The following is a 20,326-nucleotide window of genomic DNA, read 5'->3' as shown; positions in this document are numbered from 1 at the left end:
CGACTTCAGACCGACAGCAGTTCTTTTTCCTTGTCGGCAACGACCTTGTCGACGTCCTTGATGTTGGCGTCGGTCAGCTTCTGGATGTCGTCTTCGCCGCGCTTCTTCTCGTCTTCGCTGATCGCCTTGTCCTTGACCAGCTTGGCGATTTCCTTGTTCGCGTCCTGACGGATGTTGCGGATCGCGATCTTGGCGCCTTCCCCTTCCTTCTGCACCTGCTTGACCAGCTCCTTGCGGCGCTCTTCGGTCGGCGGCGGCATGTTGATGCGGATCGCAGTGCCCAGCGTGTTCGGAGTGAACTCGGCGTTGTAGAGACCCTTTTCGATCTCCTTGATCATGCCTTTGTCGAACGGGGTGACCAGCAGCGAGTGCGCGTCGGCGTTGGAGATCGACGCGACCTGGTTCAGCGGGGTGCTGGCGTTGCCATAGGCGCTGACCGTCACGCGGTCCAGCAGGGCCGGGGTGGCGCGGCCGGTCCGGATGGAGGTGAGGGTGTGCTTCAGAGCGTCAATGCTCTTGGCCATGCGCGTCTGCGCGTTGTTCTTGATGTCGTTGAGCATCGCCCGGTCCTGGATGTATCTGGAATCGGGCGATTATAGGCGAATACGGGACGCTGCCGGGCCTGAATCGGCCCGGTTGTCGCTTTGCGCTCAGGGTCAGGCCGGGTCGCGGCCCTGGACCAGGGTGCCGATGTTCGCGCCGTTGAGGATCTTCAGCAGTTCGCCCGGCTGGCCCATGTCGAACACGCGCATCGGCAGGTCGCTGTCGCGGGCCAGAGCGAAGGCCGCCGTGTCCATCACTTCCAGGCCGCGGCGGATCACTTCGTCGTAGCTCAGGCTGTCGAAGCGGACCGCATCGCTGTGCTTGTTCGGGTCCTTGTCGTACACGCCATCGACCTTGGTGGCCTTCAGCAGCAGGTCGGCGCCGATCTCGATCGCGCGCAGGGCGGCGCCGGAGTCGGTGGTGAAGAACGGGCTGCCGACGCCGGCAGCGAAGATCACCAGGCGGCCCTTTTCCAGGTGGCGGATGGCGCGGCGGCGGATGTAGTCCTCGCACACGTCGTTGATCTTGATCGCGCTCATCACCCGGGCCTTGGCACCCAGCTTCTCGAGGGCGTCCTGCATGGCCAGGGCGTTGATGACGGTGGCCAGCATGCCCATCTGGTCGCCGGTTACGCGGTCCATGCCGCCGGCGGCCAGACCGGCGCCGCGGAAGATGTTGCCACCTCCGATCACCAGCGCGACCTCGGCACCGGCCTGCTGGGCTTCGATGACCTCACGGGCGAGGCGATTGATGATCTTGGGGTCGATGCCGTAGTCCTCGTCTCCCATCAGCGCCTCCCCGGACAGTTTCAGAAGGATGCGGCGATAGGCGAGCTTGGACATGGGGACCTCGGGTGCGTGGAAATCGCGGGCGATTCTACGCGCATGCGGCGTTGTGCCAAAGTGTTTTGTGCACTGCGGCGCAGAATCCGGTGGTTCGCCCGATCAGCCGGGGCGTCCCGTTCAGCCCAGTTCGGCGCTGGCCGTGGCCGACAGCTCGTCATGGCCCAGCGCCCCCGGCGAGCGGGCGATCACCCGGTTGCGGCCCAGGTTCTTGGAGCGGTACAGCACGTCGTCGGCGGCGCGCAGCAGGTCCTGGACGTCGGCGAAGCGCTCGTAGCCGCCCTGGGTGGCCACGCCGGCGGAGAAGGTGACGAACAGCGGACCACCCTCCAGCTCGGCCATCGGCGTGGCGACGATGTTGGCCAGCACCCGGCGGATCACGTCCAGGGCCACGCTTTCGCTGGTGTTGGGCAGCAGCGCGACGAACTCCTCGCCGCCGAAGCGGGCCACGGTGTCGCTGTTGCGCAACTGGCCCTGCAGCTTGCCGGCGAAGGCGCGCAGCACCTCGTCGCCGGTCAGGTGGCCGTGGGCGTCGTTGATCTTCTTGAAGTCGTCCAGGTCGATGAAGGCCACCGACAGTGGCCAGCCCTGGCGGCCGGCACGCAGGAATTCCTGCTCCAGCACCGCTTCCAGCTGGCGGCGGTTGAGCACGCCTGTCAATGCATCACGATGGGCCTGGTCGGCCAGGCGCTTGGCGCGCGCCTCGAATTCGTCGGCACGGCGGCGTGCCTGGTCGGCATCCTGCAGTTCGCGCAGGTTGCGCAGCGTGGCCAGTTCCTGCGCGTGATCGATCAGCTCGCGCACCCGCGCCGGCGAATTGAGGCCGGCATCGAACAGGCTGGCGATGTCGGGCAGGGCCTCGCTGATGCGGGCCAGCACCTGGTCGAAGCGCGCGCTGTCCAGCTCCAGGCGGTCGTGCACCTGCTGCAGGGCGCGCTCGCGCGCGGCATCGGCATCGTTATCCAGCCAGATGTCGGCCACTGCGCCGGACAGTTGCACGCAGGCCTGGAATGGCGATTCGGCGGCGTCCTCGTCCTCGCTGTGGCTGATGCTCTCCACCAGGTAACGTGGCAGGCCCCATTGCTCGGCCACCCAGGCGCCGACGTCGGCGTGGCTGCAGCCCAGCGCCTCGCGCTCGCGGGAAACCAGGTCGATGTTGTCGCGTGCCTCGCGCAGCAGTGGCAGGTAGCGCTCCGACTCGGCCTGGGCCAGGCACAGCACGCCCAGGTCCTGCAGCAGTCCGGCCAGCATCAGCTCCTCCAGCCGGCGCAGGCCGCGCGCCTGGCCCAGCTGGCTGGCGGCCAGGGCACTGAGGATGCTGCGCTTCCACGCGCGCTGGCGCAGGTCATGATCGGCGCCACCGCCGGTCAGGCCCTGGGTGACGGTGAAGCCGAGGGCGAGGCTGATCGTGGCGTTCAGGCCCAGCATGGTCAGCGCCTGGCCGAGGTTCTCGATGCGGCGGCGGCTGGCATACAGCGGCGAATTGGCGATGCGCAGCATGCGAGCGCTCAGCGCCATGTCGATGGCGATGATGTCGGCGGCGGTGGCGATGTCCGCTTCCGGGTCCTGAGCCAGTTCGATGATGCGCAGGGCAATACCGGGTGGCGAAGGCAGGTTGCGGCAGAGCGCCAGGGCAGCTGTCAGCTCGGGAGGCATGTCGGGTCGTTCAATTCCATTGGGACAAGAATACCTAGGAATGCATCACAGTCCGCGATTTTCGTTCCTGCTAAGTGACTGAGGATTCCCTGCGACTGAGTATCGGCTTGATTCGAGCGCAACGCAAAGGTGCCGGTTGTGCGCACCAACGGTGCGCACCCACCGATGGGCCATGGGTTAATCCCTGGGCCCATGCATAAAAAAAGAGCCGCGGTTTCCCGCGGCTCCTTCTGGTCGCTTCACAGCCGGAGGGCTGGAATCAGACCTGCATCGCCTTGGCAACTTCGGCGGCGTAGTCTTCCACCACCTTTTCGATGCCTTCGCCGACGATCAGCAGCTTGAAACCTGCCACGTCCGCACCAGCGGCCTTGACCACCTGCTCGACGGTGGTGTCGCCCAGCACGTAGGTCTGGCCGTACAGGGTCACGTCGCTGACGATCTTGTTGATCTTGCCGCTGATGATCTTTTCCAGGATGTCGGCCGGCTTGGCCTTGTCCTTCTCGGTCATCTTGGCCAGCTCGATTTCCTTTTCCTTTTCGACGAACTCGGCCGGAACGTCCGCAGCCTTGTTGTGCGGCGGCTTCAGCGCGGCCACGTGCATCGCCAGGCCACGGGCCAGCTCGACGTCGCCGCCGATCAGGTCGACCAGCACGCCAACCTTGCCGTTGGTGTGGACGTAGGCGCCGATGTTGCCGGTGGTGTCGACCTTGACCATGCGGCGGATCTGGATGTTCTCGCCCAGGGTCTGCACGGCGGTGGCGCGGGCTTCTTCTACGGTGCGGCCGTCGGCCAGCGTGGCGGCCTTCACGGCTTCGACGTCATTGGCGCCCGATGCCAGGGCAGCGGCGGCGACGGCGTTGACGAAGGACTTGAAGTTGTCATCGTTGGCGACGAAGTCGGTTTCCGAGTTGACTTCGACCAGCACGGCCTTGCCGCCGTCCTGGGCCAGGCCCAGACGGCCTTCGGCGGCCACGCGGTCAGCCTTCTTGTCGGCCTTGGCAGCGCCGGACTTGCGCATGGCTTCAGCAGCGGCGTTGATGTCGCCGTTGGCTTCGGTAAGCGCCTTCTTGCATTCCATCATGCCGGCGCCGGTGCGCTCGCGCAGTTCCTTGACCAGGGAAGCAGTGATTTCCACGGGATTACCTCACGAAAGAAAGGGGTTGGGCCGGCATGGTGGCCGGCCCGTGTGACACGGTCCTGTCACGCGCCAGGGGCTGCGTGCAGGGAGGGTGGACGCCGGGCGTCCACCCGGGGCCTGGATCAGGCCTGGGCGTCGTCGCCCTTCTTGGCAGCCTTCTTGGCCGGAGCGCGGCGGGCCGGCTTCTCTTCGCCTTCAGCAGCGGCTTCCGCGAACTCTTCCTCGCGCACCGAAGCGGCGTGCGGCGCAGCGGCCTTGCCTTCCAGCACGGCGTCGGCAGCGGCGCGGGCGTACAGCTGCACAGCGCGGATGGCGTCGTCGTTGCCCGGGATGGCGTAGTCCACCAGTTCCGGGTTGTAGTTGGTGTCGACCACGGCGATGACCGGAATGCCCAGCTTCTTGGCTTCCTTGATCGCGATGTCTTCGTGGCCGATGTCGATCACGAAGATGGCGTCCGGCAGGCGGTTCATGTCCTTGATGCCGCCCAGCGAGGCTTCCAGCTTGTCGCGCTCGCGACGCAGGCCCAGCACCTCGTGCTTGACCAGCTTCTCGAAGGTGCCGTCGGTTTCACCGGCTTCCAGTTCCTTCAGGCGGGCAACCGACTGCTTGACGGTACGGAAGTTGGTCAGGGTGCCGCCCAGCCAACGCTGGTTCATGAACGGCATGCCGCAACGCTCGGCTTCTTCCTTGATGGTTTCGCGGGCGCTGCGCTTGGTGCCCAGGAACAGGACGGTGCCGCGCTTCTGGGCAACCGACGAGATGAAGTTCATCGCATCGTTGAACAGCGGGACGGTCTTTTCCAGGTTGATGATGTGGATCTTGCCGCGGGCGCCGAAGATGTACGGAGCCATCTTCGGGTTCCAGTAGCGGGTCTGGTGGCCGAAGTGGACGCCGGCTTCCAGCATCTGACGCATGGTGACCTGGGGCATTGCAATACTCCTGATATGGAACCAGCGATTCCGCCCGCGGGATAGGTATGCGGGACGCGTGGAAGCGCGATCGGTTCCGGGGTTGGGCTTCCCTGTTGCCTCCGTGGCCGAACTCCTCGCGGAGCACCCCGGCACGGATGGGGGCAGCAGGTGTGGATTCACCGGTGACGTCCGGTGTGGACGGGCTCCCGCGCACGCTGGCGGCAGGAATCCGGTCGATTATAGCCCGCTGGGGGCGTCCGCTGCAATTGCAGGGTCAGATGCGGCCAGATCGACCTCGCGGCCGTCCTGCAGACGGGCCCGGAAGTGGCCGCCCACATAGCCATCGGGGCGGGCGGGCAGGGGCCAGCGGCGTTCATGGCCTGCGAGGATATAGCCGGCGAGCCCGGCCACCAGCAGCGACGATTGGCCGTCGGTCGCTATGAACTGCAGATCGTGCAGGCGGCCATGCAGCGTACTGGAATTGCTGAGTCGCAGCATGGCCTGAGGCCCATGTGCCTCGACGCGGGCCTGCAACCGGGCATGCAGCGCTGGCGCCGCTGGGCCGCGGAACAACGGCAGCGAGTAGCGGGGCAATCCCGGCAAGGCCGGCGCCAGTACGATCCGATAGGCCTGTTCACCCACGGATGCTGGCGGACCGCCTGGCAGCAGCCAGACGCGCTGGGTGCTGCCAGGGGGCAGGTCCAGCCGCGCAGGGCTGACCCGGATCCGGTCGCTGGGCTGCAGTCGTTCGGCGTCCAGTTGCTGCTCCCAGGCCAGCACCTGCACCTGGCCCTGCCAGCGGCCGGGCCCCGGATTACGCAGCCACAGTTCGGCGCGGCCGCCTTCGGCGGGTAGCTGCAGGGTGGTCGGCAACAGCTCCAGCGCCGCCGAGGGCTGCGCCAGCAGCAGTCCAAGCAGGATCAGCAGCGCGCGCATCAGTAGATGAGGGTCACGGAGGGCATTGCGCTGTCGTCTGTCGTCGGTGGTGCGAGGTCGCGGACCTGGGGCGGCACCTTGGGGTCGTCACTGCGCTGGTGTGGCGCCGCGCAACGGGGAGCGCCGGCATCGTCGCTGCAGGATTCGACCACGGTCAGCCGGATCTGCAGCGTGCTGCTGCGCGGTTCGGCGCGGGCCGGCGTGCTGGCGACCAGCATCGCCCCGATCAGAAATGCGCGAATCACCTGCCCACCGTGCTGAAAGATCTTGCTGCGCGGTATCGGCTGGATGCGCCGCAACTGTAGCGCCGAGCCCGCGCTCGGCACGGCCTTCGTCCGGTGGGTGCAGACTGTTGGTCGGCACGCAGGTCAGTAGGTGATCGTCACCGTCACCAGGTCGTTGTAGGTGCCGGCCGGGGGCTGGCCGGTGACCGGCGGTACCCGGCCGTAGATGGTCAGCTGCTGTGCGCTTCCGGTGCCGGTGCTGCTGGCCGTGTCAACCGTCAGGGTGTTGCCCCAGCGCTGGCTTCGTGCCGGATCCCGGTACAGCTCGTAGGGGAGGTAATAGGTGCTGTTGCCGATGGTGGTGGCCATGCGCCGGGTGGTGGTGGCGGCGGGATTGTTCTGGCCGTTGTTCAGGCCGACCTGGAAGGCGGTGTTCTTCAGGCAGGTCAGGGTCAGGGTGGCGGTCTGGTCGATGTTGGCCGGGATGCCGCCGGTGACGTTGCCGAAATTCATGTTGGTGGTGACGTAGCTGCCGCATTGCGGCAGCACGTTGGCGGTGGCGGTGAAACTGAAGGCCGCGCTCGCGCTGTTGGTACCGGTGGCGCCGCCGTTGCAGGTGGCGGGAACGGTGGCGGTGCCGAGCAGGACTTCGTTCCAGGCCCAGGTCAGCACCACGCTGGCGCCGCTGAAGGTGCTGCTGTACGCGCCGGAGGCCAGGACCTGGTTGGCCGGAATCTGACCGAACAGCTGCACAGTCTGCGCACCACTGCCGCCGGTCAGCAGCGGTACGTTGTAGCTCATGGTCAGCTCCTGCGCTGGCGGCGTGCCGCGCGGGACCAGGCCAGTGACCTGGCCGAAGCTGGCGTTGTTATATAGCTGGAAATTCACCGTGTCGCTGGTGGAGGTGGCCATCGTGCGGGACGTGGAACTGCTGCCGCCGCCACTGCCTGCGCCGATGCCCACGCAGACGCGCACGCCGGTGGTGGCCAACAGGCTCAGCGCGGCGGTGGTGCAGGTCACCGTGATGTTGAGGTTGGCCGTGCTCGGGCCGGGTGCATTGCTGTTGATGTTGCCGAACGGCAGGGTCGGATCGGCGACCGCCGTGCAGACCGCAGTGGCACCGGCCGGCGCCGCTGCCAGCAGGCCGGCCCACAGCAGCAGGACGAGCAGCAGCACCTTCATGGCGCCACCTCCGGAATGCACTGCTGCGGTGCCGGCTTCGGGCGGGCACCGGACGCCACCACCTTGGGCAGGTCCGGTACCTTCACCCGGCACGGGCCATGGCTGGTGGTGACGTACAGCACGCTGCCGGCGGCGACGTCTTCCAGATAGAGCAGGCCGTCGTAGCCGACCGTGGCCTGGCGACCGTCAGGCAGCTGCACCTCGCTGCCCGCCTCCAGAGGCTGGCCGTCCATCGCCAGCAGGGTCAGGCTCAGTGACGACCGCGAACGCAGCTGGAAGGTCACGCGGGTGCCGGCGCGCTGGCGCGGCGTGACCCAGTCCTCGATGCGGTCGGCACGCATGTCTTCGGGCAGGTCCAGGGTGTCGATCGAGACCCGGTTGCGCTGCCAGGACAGCAACGGACTGACCAGCAACAGGCCGCGATCGTCGGTGACACCGATCAAGCGGTTCTCCAGCCGCACCGGGACGCCGCCGACGCCATTGGTGCTGATCACCGCGAACGCATCGGATACCTCGCGCGTGGCGAAGGCGTGCCCGCCCATCCACACCAGGCTGCCGCTGGCACTGGCGTAGGCATAGTTGAGCCCGCCCTGGCGGGAGGCACCGAAAGAATAGCGGCCGACATCGTTGAGGATGCCGACCTCGGCCAGGCCGCCGTTGCCGTCCTCGCCGTGGCGCAGCTGCGCGCGCCAGCCGACGCCGCCGGCGCTGCCATCGCCGGGCACCGGCTGGGTCACGTCCGCGACCCAGCTCTGGCTGTCGCCGTTGCGCTGGCTGGAGAGGCTGGCCTGGCGATTGTTGCCCAGGCTGGCAGTCATCGACAGGTAGATGCTGCGGTCATCGCTGCGGTCCAGGTTCTGGTTCACCGACAGGTAGGCCGACCAGCGTTGGCTCCAGGTGCGCGACCAGAACAGGCTGGCATAGCGGTTGTCGTCGCCGTCGGGGTAGCGCAGGCGCAGATAGCTGGCGCTGAGCGTGCCCAGCCGCAGCAGGTCCAGGCCGACCGTGGCCTGCTCGCTGATGCTTGGTGGCAGGTTGCCCTGCAGCGCGCCCAGGTCGCGGTAGTCGCCGTGGCTGCGCACGCTGCGCAGATTGACGTTGAAGCGACGGTTGTTCCAGCTGTAGCCCAGCGCCCATTGCCCACCCTGCAGGCCGTGGTAGTCACTGTGCGCATAGGCGGCATTGAACACGCCGGCGGCGCCGAGCAACCACCAGCCGCCAATGCCGCCCTGGGCCAGGCCGCCGCCGCCTTCGGCATGCGCCTCGCCGGTGAACGTGTCGGTGACACCGCCGCGCCAGCTGGCGCTGGCCACCGTGCGATCGTCATAGGCGAAGGAGCGCTCGCCGAAATCCCGGCGCAGGTGGCCGACGCCGACTGACCAGTCCGACAGGCCCTTGGCCAGCAGCTGCTGGGTGCCGTAGAAACTGAAGTCCAGCGTCTGCATGCGGCCGAATGCGTCGGTCACCACCACCTGCGCGTTGCCGGTGCCGCTGATGCCGGGCTGTGCTGCGAGCTGGAAGGGACCGACCGGCACCTGCCCGCTGTACTGGCGCAGGCCATCGACATACAGCTCGACCGTGGAGGGCACCACGGCCTGGCCGAGGAAACTCGGCGTGGGCGTCAGCACGCGGTAGGGCTGCAGGCCATAGTTGCGGCCGATCTGCAGGCCACCCAGGCGCACGGGGCGGGTCCAGTCGACGAACCCGCTGTAGAAATCGCCGATCTCCAGGGTCGTTGCGCTATCGGGGAAATCCAGGCTCCAGCGCGTGTCCAGGCGCACGCTCTCGCCGCGCCAATGGCGGTCGCCGGGTTGCTGGTAGCGGCGGCTGATGGCGGTGTTCTCGAAAGTGCCATTGCCGATACCGAATACGCGCAGCTCCGAGCTCAGGCTGAGGTTGCCGAGCGTGTCCACCCGGCTGCCGTAGACGTTGTAGTTGAGCAGCACGCCGGGCGAGGCGCTGCCGGTGGGGGCGCGCGTCTGCGGGCGGCTGAGCACGGTGGTGGGCAGTGTCAGCTGGTCCAGCGGCACGTCCAGCGCCAGGGTCTGCATGTGGGCGTCGTAGCGCACCACCGCACCGCTGATCTGGTCCAGGTAGACCGGTGCATCGCCGCTGGCGTTGAAGCCGAGCTGGCGCAGCACTTCGGGGCTGGCCTGCAGCCGGCCACGGTTCTCGATGAACGGCAGCAGGCCGCGCGGCGTGCTGTTGAGCGACACATCCAGGTACAGCGTCTGGCTGGCGGTCAGCGGGGTGGGGGGGGGCAGGATCGCATCGGCCGACACGCCGGATACATCAGCCGCCGTGGCCACGCCGGACACATCGGCGGCCTCGGTCGCCGCGGGAACCAGGGCAGCCAGCAACGCGCCCATCATGGCCTCAGCGAGCCGGTGGGGGCGACAGTGGCGTCTGTTCCGACTCGCCATTGAGCTTGGCCGTGATCTGGTCGTTGTCGCGGTCGATCGCCGTGCGTTCGATCGGCCAGCGCATCACCTGGCCGGGCAGTACGTAGCCCAGCAGCCCGGGATGGACGATGCGTGGGCGCGTGGCGCTGCCCAGCGCGAGATCGGCGATCTGAGCGTAACTGTTGCCCGAATTGGCTACTTCGACGCCGTTGCGGCCGTCCGCCAGCTTTACCAGCCGGGCCTGCAGCTGCGGCGCCAGCGTGCCGGCCGAGGGCTGCACGAACACCGGGATCGAATAGCGCAGGACGAACTGCATGCCACCCGCGCGGATGGCCAGGTCGGGCACCTCGTCAACGATCAGGCGGTAATGTTGCTGTGCCGCTGGCGGTTCCTTGTCCGCACGCATGACCCGCACCAGCTGCTGCTGTCCGGCGGCCAGTTCCTGCATCGGCGGGGTGGCCATCAACGCATCGGTGGGCAGCAGCTGTTCCTGGCCGTCCTGCTGCACCCAGCGGAACACGCGTACCTGCAGCTTCACCGGCGAGGTGCCGCTGTTGGTCAGCCACAATTCGCCGGCACGCTGGCGGGCTTCCAGCTGCAGGCTGGTCGGGGCCACCTGCAGGCTGGTGGCGCCGGCGGCCGCGATGGCAAGCAGGTACAGGGCGAGCAGCGCCACGCCGGTGGCGCGCCACGGGCGGGATCCGGCCATGCGGGCGTGCTCCATCAATAGGTGATCGTGGCGGTAACCGTATCCAGGTAGCTACCGGCGGCCGGGTTGTTGGTGCTCAGGTTCAGGATCTGGCCGTAGACGATGTAGGGCACGGCCAGGCCGGTGCCGATGCCGGCCTGGGTGTTGGTGCCGGTTGTGGCGCCCCAGACCAGGGTATGTGCGGCATCCTGGTAGAGCTGGTAGCCGACATAGTTGTTGGCGGTCACCGCCGCATTGGTGTTCTTCATCCGCCGGGTGGTGACGTCGTTGGCGGTGCTGGCATTGGCGCCCGCATTCAGTGCAATCGTGTAGGGCGTCAGTGCCGAGCACTGGGCGGTCACCGTGCCCTGGCCCAGGGTGGGCGTGGTGGTGGTTGATGCCGCGGTGCCGAAGTCCACGTTGGTGGCCGCCGCCGCCGTGATGGTGCAGGCCTTGGTGACCACCAGGGTGACATTGAAGGTGGTGGTGTCGGCGGCCAGTGCCGGGCTGGACAGCAGGAACCCGGCCACGGCCCATGCCAGCGGGGATCGAACTGGGGATCGCATGAACAACCTCCCTGACCCGAAGGTCCGTTGAACAAGGCGAAGACGGCACGTTCGGTGCCGCTTTGACGACGGTGGATCCAGCTTAGGAGGCGTAAGTGTCTGTAATCCGTGATAATTAGGCAGACGAAATAGCGGAGACCATCACGCTTTCACTTTCCTTGCCGGAACCGTGCATCACCCGGATCGGCAGTTGGGTGGCGTTCGTTCAGATTGCGGCCGGATCGGCGATAATGGGTGCCATGAGCGTGAATCTGAAAACCCCGCAGGAAATCGAGATGATGCGCATCGCCGGCCGCCTGGCCAGCGAAGTGCTCGACATCGTCACCCCCCACGTCAAGCCCGGTGTCACCACCGAGGAACTGGACCGCATCTGCCACGACCACATCGTGAACGTGCAGGGCGCGATTCCGGCCAACGTCGGCTACCGCGGCTTCCCGAAGACCGTGTGCACCTCGGTCAACAATGTCATCTGCCACGGCATCCCCAGCGAAGGGAAGGTGCTCAAGGATGGCGACATCATCAATATCGACGTCACCGTCATCAAGGACGGCTGGCACGGCGACACCAGCCGCATGTACTTCGTCGGCACCCCGTCGGTGATGGCGCGCCGCCTGGTGGAAACCACGTACGAAGCCATGTGGCGCGGCATCCGCGCGGTGCGCCCGGGCGCCACCCTGGGCGACATCGGCCATGCCATCCAAAGCTATGCCGAAGGCGAGCGTTTCAGCGTGGTGCGCGAGTACTGCGGCCACGGCATCGGCAAGGTCTACCACGACGAGCCGCAGGTGGTGCACTACGGCCGCCCGGGCCAGGGCCTGGTGCTGCAGCCGGGCATGACCTTCACCATCGAGCCGATGATCAACGAGGGTACCCGCTACAACAAGGTGCTGCCGGATGGCTGGACCGTGGTGACCAAGGACCGCAAGCTGTCGGCGCAGTGGGAGCACATGGTCGCGGTCACTGAGACCGGCGTCGACGTGCTGACGCTGTCGCCGGGCGAGTCGCAGGTCTCCTGACGATGCTGCCGGCGAGTTCGCTGCTGGACACGCCGGCCGCGTCGCTCAACGACCCGGATTGGGCTGCTGCCGCGCGCCAGGCGCTGCAGCAGGCCGACGCGCGCCTGTATCGCCGCTTCGACCAGGGCGACAACATCGAGCGCCTGCTGGCGCTGCGGGCGCGCGCGGCGGACCATCTGATCCGCTTGGCCTGGCAGCGTTGCCTGCCGGCCGACAGCGGCCTGTCGCTGTTCGCGGTCGGTGGCTATGGCCGGGGTGAACTGTTTCCGCGTTCGGACATCGACCTGCTGGTGTTCGGCGACCCGCCCGCACAACGGGCGCACGAAGCGGCATTGGCACGCCTGTTCGCGCTGCTGTGGGACTGCGGATTGGCGGTCAGCCATGCGGTGCGTTCTGCATTGCAGTGCCGCGAGGCGGCGGCTGACCAGACCGTGCTGACCGCGCTGATCGAGGCGCGTCCGATCCTGGCCGATGATGCGGCGCGCCGTGCGCTGCGCGAGGCCATCGACGACCGTGAGCTGTGGCCGGCGCGTGCCTTCTTCCTGGCCAAGCTGGAAGAGCTGCGCAACCGCCACCAGCGCTTCGGCGACACTGCCGACAACCTGGAGCCGGATCTCAAGGATGGTCCCGGCGGCCTGCGCGATCTCAACACGCTGGGCTGGATGGCGCTGCGCGCCTTCGGCGTACGCGACCTGGAAGCGCTGGTCGGCCTGGGCCACCTGGGTGCCGACGAAGCGGCTGCGCTGAAGCGCGAGCGTGCGGTGCTGGCGCGGCTGCGCTTCGGCCTGCACCTGGTCGCGCGCCGCCCGGAAGAACGGTTGCGCTTCGATTACCAGAAGACCCTGGCCGCGCGCCTGGGCTTCGAAGACGATGCCGAGAATCTCGGTGTCGAGAAAATGATGCAGGGCTTCTACCGCGCCGCGCTGGTGGTGCGCCGGATAAGCGACCGCCTGCTGCAGCGCTTCGAGGAACAGTTCGATGGCGAGGCCCAGCCGGAACCGCTGACCGTGGGCTTCTCCCTGCGCCGCGGCTACCTGGCCGCCAACGAGGCCGACTGGCCGCGCGGTGACATCGGCCAGGTGTTCGCCCTGTTTTCCAGCTGGGCCAACAATCCACAGGTGCGAGGCCTGCATTCGCTGACCGCGCGCGCGCTGGCCGAAGCGCTGCCGTTGTTGCCGGCCTACGACCAGGCCGATGCCGATGCACGCGAGCAGTTCCTGTCCCTGCTGCGCGGCCAGCGTCCGGTCGACACGCTTTCGCGCATGGCGCGGCTGGGTGTGCTTGGCCAGTGGATCCCCGCGTTTGCCCAGGTCAGCGGGCGCATGCAGTTCGACCTGTTCCATGTCTATACGGTCGACCAGCACACGCTGATGGTCCTGCGCAACATCGGCCAGTTCGCCAGCAGCCGTGCCGACGAACGCTTCTCGATCGCGCACGAAGTGTGGCCCCGCCTGCGCAAGCCGGAACTGCTGCTGCTGGCCGGCCTGTTCCATGACATCGCCAAGGGCCGCGGCGGCGACCACTCGGAGCTGGGTGCGGTGGACGCGCGTGCGTTCTGCCAGGCGCATGCGCTCAGTGGCACCGATACCGAGCTGGTGGCATGGCTGGTCGAACAGCATCTGCGCATGTCGGTGACCGCGCAGAAGCAGGACATCGCCGATCCGGTAGTGATCCATCGCTTCGCCACCCTGGTCGGCAGCCGCGACCGCCTGGACTACCTGTACCTGCTGACCTGTGCCGACATCGCCGGCACCAGCCCGAAGCTGTGGAATGCCTGGAAGGACCGCCTGCTGGCCGACCTGTACTTCGCCACCCGGCGCGCGCTGCGCGAGGGGCTGGAGCATCCGGTACCGGCCGCCGAACGCGTGGCCGAGGCACGTGACAGCGTGCGCGCACTGGTGCGCGAGCAGGGTTACGACGACGCCACCATCGATCGCCAGTTCGCGGTGATGCCGGATGAGGGCTTCATTCGTCTGCGCCCCGAGCAGCTGGCCTGGCAGGCAGCCGCGCTGGTGCCGGTGAAGCAGGGCCAGGTGCTGGTGAAGGTGCGCCGGATCAGTGTGGATGACCCGGCGCTGGAAGTGTTCGTGCACTCGCCCGACCGCGACGGCCTGTTCGCCGCGATCGTGATGACCCTGGACCGCAAGGGCTATGGCATTCACCGCGCACGCGTGCTGGACGGTCCGGCCGATACCATCTTCGATACCTTCGAAGTGAACCCGGCCGACACGTTTGCCGATGGCAGCAGTGCCAACCTGGAGGCGGCGCTGCGCGAGGCACTCAGTGGTGACCTGTCGCGCCTGCGGCCGTCGCGCCGTGTGGTACCGCGGCAACTGCGGCACTTCCGCTTCGCCCCGCGCATCGAGTTCCGCGATGAACCGGGCGCAACCCGTTTTGCCCTGGTCGCTCCCGACCGTCCCGGCCTGCTGGCCGATGTGGCGTTCGTGCTGCGCAACCAGGGCCTGCGCGTGCATGATGCGCGCATTGCCACGTTCGGCGAGCGCGCCGAAGACACCTTCGTGATCAGTGACGAACACGACCTCCCCCTGACTGAACCTGCCCGGCAGCAGCTGCATGACGCAATGCTGGCCTGCCTGGACCCTGATCGAAACGCCGGAGACCCCGCCTGATGGCCACCAAGCCCGCCAAGAAGACCGCCGCGACCCCCAAGAGCGCAGCGGCCCGGAAACCTGCTGCAGCCGCACCGGCCGCAAAGAAGGCCACTGCGCCGAAGAAGGCCGCCGCGGTGAAGGCCCCGGCGAAGAAAACGGCTGCGGTCAAGCGTGCTGTGAAGAAGTCGGCCCCGGCCAAGAGCGCCGAAGCCGTCCGCGCCGAAACCATCGCCCGCAAGTCGCTGCGCAAGCCGTCGGCACCCGGCGTGGAAGAACTCAGGTTCGGCATCGAGAGCGCCTTCGAGCGCCGCGCCACCTTGACCCTGCATGAGCTGGAAGGCTCGACCAGGCCGCTGGTCAACCGCGTGATCGACGGTCTCGAGAGCGGTGAATTCCGCGTCGCCGAGCCGGACGGCCAGGGCGGCTGGAAGGTCAACGAGTGGCTGAAGAAGGCCGTGCTGCTGTATTTCCGCGTCAACGACATGGCGGTGGTCGATGCACGACCGGCACCGTTCTGGGACAAGGTCGAATCGCGCTTCGCCGGCTACGACGAAGCGAAGTTCCGCCGGAGCGGCGTGCGCGTGGTGCCGGGCGCGATTGCCCGCCGCGGCTCGTACTTCGGCAAGGACGTGGTGTTGATGCCGAGCTTCACCAACATCGGCGCCTACGTCGGCGAAGGCACCATGGTCGACACCTGGGCCACGGTGGGTTCGTGCGCGCAGATCGGCAAGCACTGCCACCTGTCCGGCGGTGCCGGCATCGGCGGCGTACTGGAGCCGCTGCAGGCCAGCCCGACCATCATCGAGGACCACTGTTTCATCGGTGCGCGTTCGGAAGTGGTGGAAGGCGTGGTGGTCGGCCACCACAGCGTGATCGGCATGGGCGTGTTCCTCAGCCAGAGCACCCGCATCTACAACCGTGCCACCGGCGAGATCAGCTACGGCTACATCCCGCCGTACAGCGTGGTGGTGTCCGGCTCGCTGCCGAGCAAGGACGGTACCCATTCGCTGTACTGCGCGGTGATCGTCAAGCAGGTTGATGCCAAGACCCGCAGCAAGACCAGCGTCAACGACCTGCTGCGCGGCCTGGCCGACTGAAGATGACTGCGCCGGAGGATCTGGCGACGTCCGCGATCTACCGGCATCCGTCCGGCACCCTGTTCGGGCGGATGCTGCCGCGCCTGCTGCACGCCCCGCGCTGGACCCGGTTGCGCCGCGCGCTGTCGCGGCGCTGGCCGATGCCGGTGCTGGCCAGCGATGTGCGCGACGTGGTGTACGTGAGCTGGTGGGTCGACGTAGGGCGCGCGCCAACGCCTCCGCCGGGCCACCACTACGTGGTGCATGCCGGACGCACGCCTTACACCATCCTCAGCTACCGGCACGGCCATTTCGGGCCGGTGCTGGCGGGACCGTTGCGCTGCTTGATGCCGTCGCCAAGGCAGAGCAACTGGCGCTGGTACCTGCGCCGTGACCATGATCCAGGCGGGGCCCCGGTGGTGCTGTTCGATCGCAACGTGATGGACCAGCTGGCCTTCGTCGCCGGCGCGCGCGCTTTCAGCGATGCCATGCAGCCCCACCTGTCCACGCGCTTCGAGCATGTGGTGCGCGCCGATGGCGATGGGCACACCCTGATCGAAGGCGGGCAGGGCAGTGCGCCTGCCCTGCACCTGCAGTGGCGGGCCGCTGCGGGCTGGGAGGACGGGGCGTGGCGGGGGGCCTTCGGTGGCCATCAGGCCCTGCTGCGCTTCCTGACCTGCCAGGATGAGGCCGTTGCGCGCACCTGTGACCGGCACTGGGCCAGCACCCGCATCGCGCTGCCGGTGGATGTCGACAGCCTGCAGCCGCTGCAGCTGGAAGGCGAACTGCAGTGCCCGCGCCTGCAGGCGATGGACGTGGCGCTGCACGAGGGGCTGGCCTTCCGGCTGCCAAGGGTACCGTTCCGGGTCGTGTCCGAGCGCCTGTTGTGAGATTCTGGGCCTCTGTTTTCCAGCATCACAGATGGCCATGAGCACCACTGTCTACGGTTTGAAGAACTGCGATACCTGCAAGAAGGCGACCAAGTGGCTGGACCGCTTCGGCGTGCCGTACACCTTCGTTGACTACCGCGACAACAAGCCGAGCCCGGAAACACTGCTGGCGTGGGCTGAGCAGCTGGGTGGCCTGGCCGCGATGGTCAACAGGTCCTCCACCACCTGGCGGCAGCTGCCGGACAACCGCAAGGCCGCCGATTCCGAGGCCGAATGGAAGCTGCTGCTGCGCGAGTACCCGCAGCTGATCAAGCGCCCGCTGGTGGTCACCGCCGACGGCACGGTCAGCCAGGGTTTCAGTGACAATGGCTTCAAGGCCCGCTTCGGCGTGGGTGACGCGTGAGCGCGGTCCTCGACCTGACCTGCGAGCTGATCGCACGGCCCTCGGTGACGCCCGATGATGCCGGCTGCCAGGCACTGCTGGCGGCACGCCTGAAGCAGGCCGGGTTCCAGTGCGATCACCTGCGGCTGGGCGAGGTCGACAACCTGTGGGCGACCCATGGCCAGGGCGCGCCGGTACTGGTGCTGCTAGGCCATACCGACGTGGTGCCGACGGGGCCGCGCGAGGCCTGGACCAGCGATCCTTTCACGCCGACGATCCGTGATGGCGTGCTGTATGGTCGCGGCACCGCCGACATGAAGGGCAGCGTGGCGGCGTTCGTGGTGGCGGCCGAGCAGTTCGTTGCCGCGCATCCCGATCACCCCGGCACGCTGGCGGTGCTGCTGACCAGCGACGAGGAGGGCGATGCCATCGATGGCGTGCGCCACGTCGCACGGCTGTTCGCCGAGCGCGGCCAACGCATCGACTGGTGCATCACCGGCGAGCCGTCGTCGACCGCGACGCTCGGTGACCTGCTGCGCGTGGGTCGTCGTGGCAGCCTGTCGGCCAAGCTGCGGGTGCAGGGCGTACAGGGCCATGTGGCGTACCCGGACAAGGCGCGCAACCCGATCCACCAGGCGGCGCCCGCCCTGGCCGAGTTGAGCGCACGGCGCTGGGATGACGGCTACGAGAGTTTCCCGCCGACCAGCCTGCAGGTCTCCAACATCCATGCCGGTACGGGCGCCAACAATGTGATTCCCGGCGAGCTCGAAGTGGATTTCAACATCCGCTACAACCCGCACTGGGATGCGCCGAAACTGGAAGCGGAGATCACCGCTCTGCTGGATCGGCATGCCCTGCAGTACACGCTGAAGTGGCATCGCAGCGGCGAACCGTTCTACACCCCGGAAGGCACGCTGCGCGCCACCGCGCGCGCGGTGCTGGCCGAGCACATCGGTCGTGCCCCTGAGGAAAGCACTGGTGGCGGCACCTCCGATGCGCGCTTCATCGCGCCATTGGGCGCGCAGTGCATCGAAGTGGGGCCGGTCAACGCCAGCATCCACCAGGTGGACGAGAACGTGCGCGTGGACGAACTGGAAGCGCTGCCCGGGCTGTACCAGCGGCTGGTGGAGCGGCTGCTGGTGTGAGGCATGGCACCGGGCACGGCCCGGCGCTACCCCTGTGGGCCGACTGCTGGGTGCCGACCGTTGGTCGGCACACCTTCACCTGGTTGCCAACGCAACGGTTGCGCCGTGCCGGAAACCGGGGTAGGGTCGATGCCATGTCGATCCGCCTGGCCACCGCCGTCAATAACAACTACCGCAATAATCTGCGCGCGAATAATCGTGCGCGGCCGATGCGGGACTGCGCCCTGGGTAGATAGACAGCAACACACGCCCGGACACCAGAAAACCCGCATCGGTCGATGCGGGTTTTTTTTGTGCCCGGGCGCAGCCCCACCCGGGCCTGGATGGCCGGTCGAACACCCTCCCACCCGTGAAATTCCCCCAACAGGAGCTCCCCCATGTGTTCGATCTTCGGAATCTTCGGCCTGCAGGCCGGTGACGATCTTCCGGCCCTGCGCCGCCATGCGCTGGAACTGTCGCAGCGCCAGCGCCACCGCGGCCCGGACTGGAGCGGCGTGTATCTTGACGAAGGTGCGCTGCTGGTCCACGAGCGGCTGGCCATCGTCGACCCGGCCGGCGGCTCGCAACCGCTGCTGTCGGCCGACGGCCAGCTGGCGCTGGCGGTCAACGGCGAGATCTACAACCACCAGCAACTGAAGGCCGCACTGACCACCGCCTATGACTTCCAGACCGGTTCGGACTGTGAAGTAATCAATGCGCTGTACCGCCAGGGCGCTTCGCCGGCGCAGTGGCTGGAGCAGCTCAACGGCATCTTCGCGTTCGCGCTGTGGGACCGTGGTGCCGGTCGTGTGCTGGTGGCGCGCGACCCGGTCGGCGTGGTGCCGCTGTACTGGGGCCACGATGCCCAGGGACGTCTGCGAGTGGCCTCGGAAATGAAGGCACTGGTCGATACCTGTGCCGACGTCGCGCAGTTCCCGCCGGGCCACTATTTCGACAGTGCCAGCGGTGAGCTGGTGCGCTACTACCAGCAGCCGTGGCGCGACTACGCTGACGTGCAGGGTCGCCAGGCCGATCTGGCCGAACTGCGCCAGGCCTTCGAGCATGCGGTGGAACGCCAGCTGATGAGCGATGTGCCGTACGGCGTGCTGCTGTCTGGTGGCCTGGACTCGTCGCTGGTGGCGGCGGTGGCCGCGCGCTATGCACGCCGTCGCATCGAGGATGGGGGGCAGACCGAAGCCTGGTGGCCGCGCCTGCACTCGTTCGCGATCGGCTTGAAGGGCTCTCCCGATCTTGCCGCCGCTGCAATCGCCGCCGAAGCGCTGGGCACCGTGCATCACGGCTTCGAGTACACGTTCGAGGAGGGCCTTGATGCACTGCCGGAAGTGATCCGCCATATCGAGACCTACGACGTCACCACCATCCGCGCATCGACGCCGATGTTCCTGCTGGCACGGCGGATCAAGGCAATGGGGGTGAAGATGGTGCTTTCCGGCGAGGGCAGCGACGAGATCTTTGGTGGCTACCTGTATTTCCACAAGGCGCCGGATGCGCGTGAATTCCACGACGAACTGGTACGCAAGCTCGACGCGCTGCACAACTACGACTGCCTGCGCGCCAACAAGTCGATGATGGCCTGGGGCGTGGAGCCGCGTGTGCCGTTCCTGGATCGCGAATTTCTCGATGTGGCGATGCGCTTCGACGCCGCGCACAAGATGGTCGGTGCGGGCTTTGGTGGCCGCCGCATCGAGAAGGCGGTGTTGCGCGAGGCGTTCGAAGGCTACCTGCCGGACAGCATCCTGTGGCGGCAGAAGGAGCAGTTCAGCGATGGCGTTGGCTATGGCTGGATCGACGGGCTGAAGGCGCATGCCGAAGCTCAGGTGAGCGACCGTGTGCTGGCAGCGGCCGACAAGCGCTTCCCGCACAACCCGCCGCAGACCAAGGAGGCCTACTACTATCGTCATCTGTTCGAGCAGTTCTTCCCGAGCCGTGCGGCCGCCGAGACCGTGCCGGGTGGCAAGTCCATTGCCTGCTCGTCGCCGGCGGCGATCGCGTGGGATGCCAGCTTCGCCGCAGCTGCAGATCCGTCGGGGCGCGCGATCGCTGGCGTGCACGAGCAGGCACTGGCGTAAGCCCCGAAAAAGGGACGGAGCGGGACCGGGGCGCTTGTGCCACTAACG

At 67.5% G+C, this 20,326-nt stretch carries 18 protein-coding genes; 7 read left to right on the top strand and 11 right to left on the bottom strand.

All coding sequences use genetic code 11. The features are described 5' to 3' along the window. Window positions 1-5: 5 nt before the first annotated feature. The 11 genes from frr to A7X97_RS03950 form a co-directional block, all read right to left on the bottom strand. Window positions 6-560, bottom strand: coding sequence for a ribosome recycling factor (frr, locus tag A7X97_RS04000; protein WP_005415853.1), 555 nt, complete (start codon window positions 558-560; stop codon window positions 6-8). A 96-nt stretch (window positions 561-656) separates the two neighbouring features. Then, window positions 657-1,385 carry a UMP kinase gene (pyrH, locus tag A7X97_RS03995; protein ID WP_005415854.1) on the bottom strand — a complete coding sequence of 243 codons (729 nt, stop codon included), beginning with the start codon at window positions 1,383-1,385 and terminating at the stop codon, window positions 657-659. 120 nt (window positions 1,386-1,505) lie between these two features. Beyond that, on the bottom strand, window positions 1,506-3,041 hold the full coding sequence (locus A7X97_RS03990) for a GGDEF domain-containing protein (protein ID WP_005415855.1): 1,536 nt from the start codon (window positions 3,039-3,041) through the stop codon (window positions 1,506-1,508). Window positions 3,042-3,300: 259 nt separating this feature from the next. After that, window positions 3,301-4,176 carry a translation elongation factor Ts gene (gene tsf, locus A7X97_RS03985; RefSeq protein WP_053463562.1) on the bottom strand — a complete coding sequence of 292 codons (876 nt, stop codon included), beginning with the start codon at window positions 4,174-4,176 and terminating at the stop codon, window positions 3,301-3,303. Between the two features lie 125 nt (window positions 4,177-4,301). Then, on the bottom strand, window positions 4,302-5,108 hold the full coding sequence (gene rpsB / locus A7X97_RS03980; RefSeq protein WP_005408748.1) for a 30S ribosomal protein S2: 807 nt from the start codon (window positions 5,106-5,108) through the stop codon (window positions 4,302-4,304). A 219-nt stretch (window positions 5,109-5,327) separates the two neighbouring features. Then, entirely contained in the window at window positions 5,328-6,026 is a 699-nt protein-coding gene (locus A7X97_RS03975; protein WP_111007619.1) for a fimbrial biogenesis chaperone, read from the bottom strand. Continuing rightward, the gene (locus A7X97_RS03970; protein WP_245884942.1) at window positions 6,026-6,352 is read right to left on the bottom strand and encodes a hypothetical protein; all 327 of its coding nucleotides are present in this window, start codon (window positions 6,350-6,352) and stop codon (window positions 6,026-6,028) included. The genes A7X97_RS03975 and A7X97_RS03970 overlap by 1 nt, the downstream gene beginning before the upstream one ends. Window positions 6,353-6,394: 42 nt before the next feature. Then, window positions 6,395-7,432 (bottom strand): Csu type fimbrial protein, encoded by a 1,038-nt coding sequence (locus tag A7X97_RS03965; protein ID WP_111007618.1) that lies wholly within the window; start codon window positions 7,430-7,432, stop codon window positions 6,395-6,397. Then, on the bottom strand, window positions 7,429-9,801 hold the full coding sequence (locus A7X97_RS03960) for a fimbria/pilus outer membrane usher protein (RefSeq protein ID WP_111007617.1): 2,373 nt from the start codon (window positions 9,799-9,801) through the stop codon (window positions 7,429-7,431). The genes A7X97_RS03965 and A7X97_RS03960 overlap by 4 nt, the downstream gene beginning before the upstream one ends. A gap of 7 nt (window positions 9,802-9,808) precedes the next feature. Further along, window positions 9,809-10,558: a fimbrial biogenesis chaperone gene (locus tag A7X97_RS03955; protein ID WP_072166808.1), complete on the bottom strand. Its 750-nt coding sequence runs from the start codon at window positions 10,556-10,558 to the stop codon at window positions 9,809-9,811. Beyond that, entirely contained in the window at window positions 10,558-11,088 is a 531-nt protein-coding gene (locus A7X97_RS03950) for a Csu type fimbrial protein (RefSeq protein ID WP_072166807.1), read from the bottom strand. The genes A7X97_RS03955 and A7X97_RS03950 overlap by 1 nt, the downstream gene beginning before the upstream one ends. Window positions 11,089-11,318: 230 nt before the next feature. On the opposite strand from A7X97_RS03950, the gene map reads away from it, so the two are divergent. From map to asnB, 7 genes are all read left to right on the top strand, one after another. Then, entirely contained in the window at window positions 11,319-12,104 is a 786-nt protein-coding gene (gene map / locus A7X97_RS03945) for a type I methionyl aminopeptidase (protein WP_032955117.1), read from the top strand. 20 nt (window positions 12,105-12,124) lie between these two features. Continuing rightward, entirely contained in the window at window positions 12,125-14,734 is a 2,610-nt protein-coding gene (locus A7X97_RS03940) for a [protein-PII] uridylyltransferase (protein ID WP_447897401.1), read from the top strand. Continuing rightward, complete coding sequence (gene dapD, locus A7X97_RS03935; RefSeq protein ID WP_111007615.1) at window positions 14,734-15,813, top strand: 2,3,4,5-tetrahydropyridine-2,6-dicarboxylate N-succinyltransferase; 1,080 nt, start codon at window positions 14,734-14,736, stop codon at window positions 15,811-15,813. Before A7X97_RS03940 ends, dapD begins: the two co-directional genes overlap by 1 nt. Window positions 15,814-15,815: 2 nt before the next feature. After that, window positions 15,816-16,682, top strand: coding sequence for a hypothetical protein (locus tag A7X97_RS03930; protein ID WP_111007614.1), 867 nt, complete (start codon window positions 15,816-15,818; stop codon window positions 16,680-16,682). A 31-nt stretch (window positions 16,683-16,713) separates the two neighbouring features. Further along, window positions 16,714-17,085 (top strand): arsenate reductase, encoded by a 372-nt coding sequence (locus A7X97_RS03925; RefSeq protein ID WP_172412123.1) that lies wholly within the window; start codon window positions 16,714-16,716, stop codon window positions 17,083-17,085. Next, window positions 17,082-18,209: a succinyl-diaminopimelate desuccinylase gene (gene dapE, locus A7X97_RS03920; RefSeq protein WP_111007613.1), complete on the top strand. Its 1,128-nt coding sequence runs from the start codon at window positions 17,082-17,084 to the stop codon at window positions 18,207-18,209. The genes A7X97_RS03925 and dapE overlap by 4 nt, the downstream gene beginning before the upstream one ends. 377 nt (window positions 18,210-18,586) lie before the next feature. Continuing rightward, complete coding sequence (asnB, locus tag A7X97_RS03915) at window positions 18,587-20,278, top strand: asparagine synthase B (RefSeq protein ID WP_072166802.1); 1,692 nt, start codon at window positions 18,587-18,589, stop codon at window positions 20,276-20,278. The last annotated feature ends 48 nt before the right edge of the window (window positions 20,279-20,326 follow it).

The organism is Stenotrophomonas sepilia (genome assembly GCF_003244875.1).
Classification (GTDB): domain Bacteria; phylum Pseudomonadota; class Gammaproteobacteria; order Xanthomonadales; family Xanthomonadaceae; genus Stenotrophomonas; species Stenotrophomonas sepilia.
This window is presented reverse-complemented; position numbering and strand designations above follow the sequence as displayed.

What these genes read in the sequence shown, in the direction of transcription:
- A7X97_RS03975 (WP_111007619.1), bottom strand. Translation starts at nt 6,026, where the DNA reads ATGCGCGCGCTGCTGATCCTGCTTGGACTGCTGCTGGCGCAGCCCTCG.
- asnB (WP_072166802.1), top strand. Translation starts at nt 18,587, where the DNA reads ATGTGTTCGATCTTCGGAATCTTCGGCCTGCAGGCCGGTGACGATCTT.
- A7X97_RS03925 (WP_172412123.1), top strand. Translation starts at nt 16,714, where the DNA reads ATGGCCATGAGCACCACTGTCTACGGTTTGAAGAACTGCGATACCTGC.
- map (WP_032955117.1), top strand. Translation starts at nt 11,319, where the DNA reads ATGGGTGCCATGAGCGTGAATCTGAAAACCCCGCAGGAAATCGAGATG.
- dapD (WP_111007615.1), top strand. Translation starts at nt 14,734, where the DNA reads ATGGCCACCAAGCCCGCCAAGAAGACCGCCGCGACCCCCAAGAGCGCA.
- pyrH (WP_005415854.1), bottom strand. Translation starts at nt 1,385, where the DNA reads ATGTCCAAGCTCGCCTATCGCCGCATCCTTCTGAAACTGTCCGGGGAG.
- A7X97_RS03965 (WP_111007618.1), bottom strand. Translation starts at nt 7,432, where the DNA reads ATGAAGGTGCTGCTGCTCGTCCTGCTGCTGTGGGCCGGCCTGCTGGCA.
- A7X97_RS03930 (WP_111007614.1), top strand. Translation starts at nt 15,816, where the DNA reads ATGACTGCGCCGGAGGATCTGGCGACGTCCGCGATCTACCGGCATCCG.
- frr (WP_005415853.1), bottom strand. Translation starts at nt 560, where the DNA reads ATGCTCAACGACATCAAGAACAACGCGCAGACGCGCATGGCCAAGAGC.
- rpsB (WP_005408748.1), bottom strand. Translation starts at nt 5,108, where the DNA reads ATGCCCCAGGTCACCATGCGTCAGATGCTGGAAGCCGGCGTCCACTTC.
- A7X97_RS03960 (WP_111007617.1), bottom strand. Translation starts at nt 9,801, where the DNA reads ATGGGCGCGTTGCTGGCTGCCCTGGTTCCCGCGGCGACCGAGGCCGCC.
- A7X97_RS03955 (WP_072166808.1), bottom strand. Translation starts at nt 10,558, where the DNA reads ATGGAGCACGCCCGCATGGCCGGATCCCGCCCGTGGCGCGCCACCGGC.
- A7X97_RS03990 (WP_005415855.1), bottom strand. Translation starts at nt 3,041, where the DNA reads ATGCCTCCCGAGCTGACAGCTGCCCTGGCGCTCTGCCGCAACCTGCCT.
- A7X97_RS03950 (WP_072166807.1), bottom strand. Translation starts at nt 11,088, where the DNA reads ATGCGATCCCCAGTTCGATCCCCGCTGGCATGGGCCGTGGCCGGGTTC.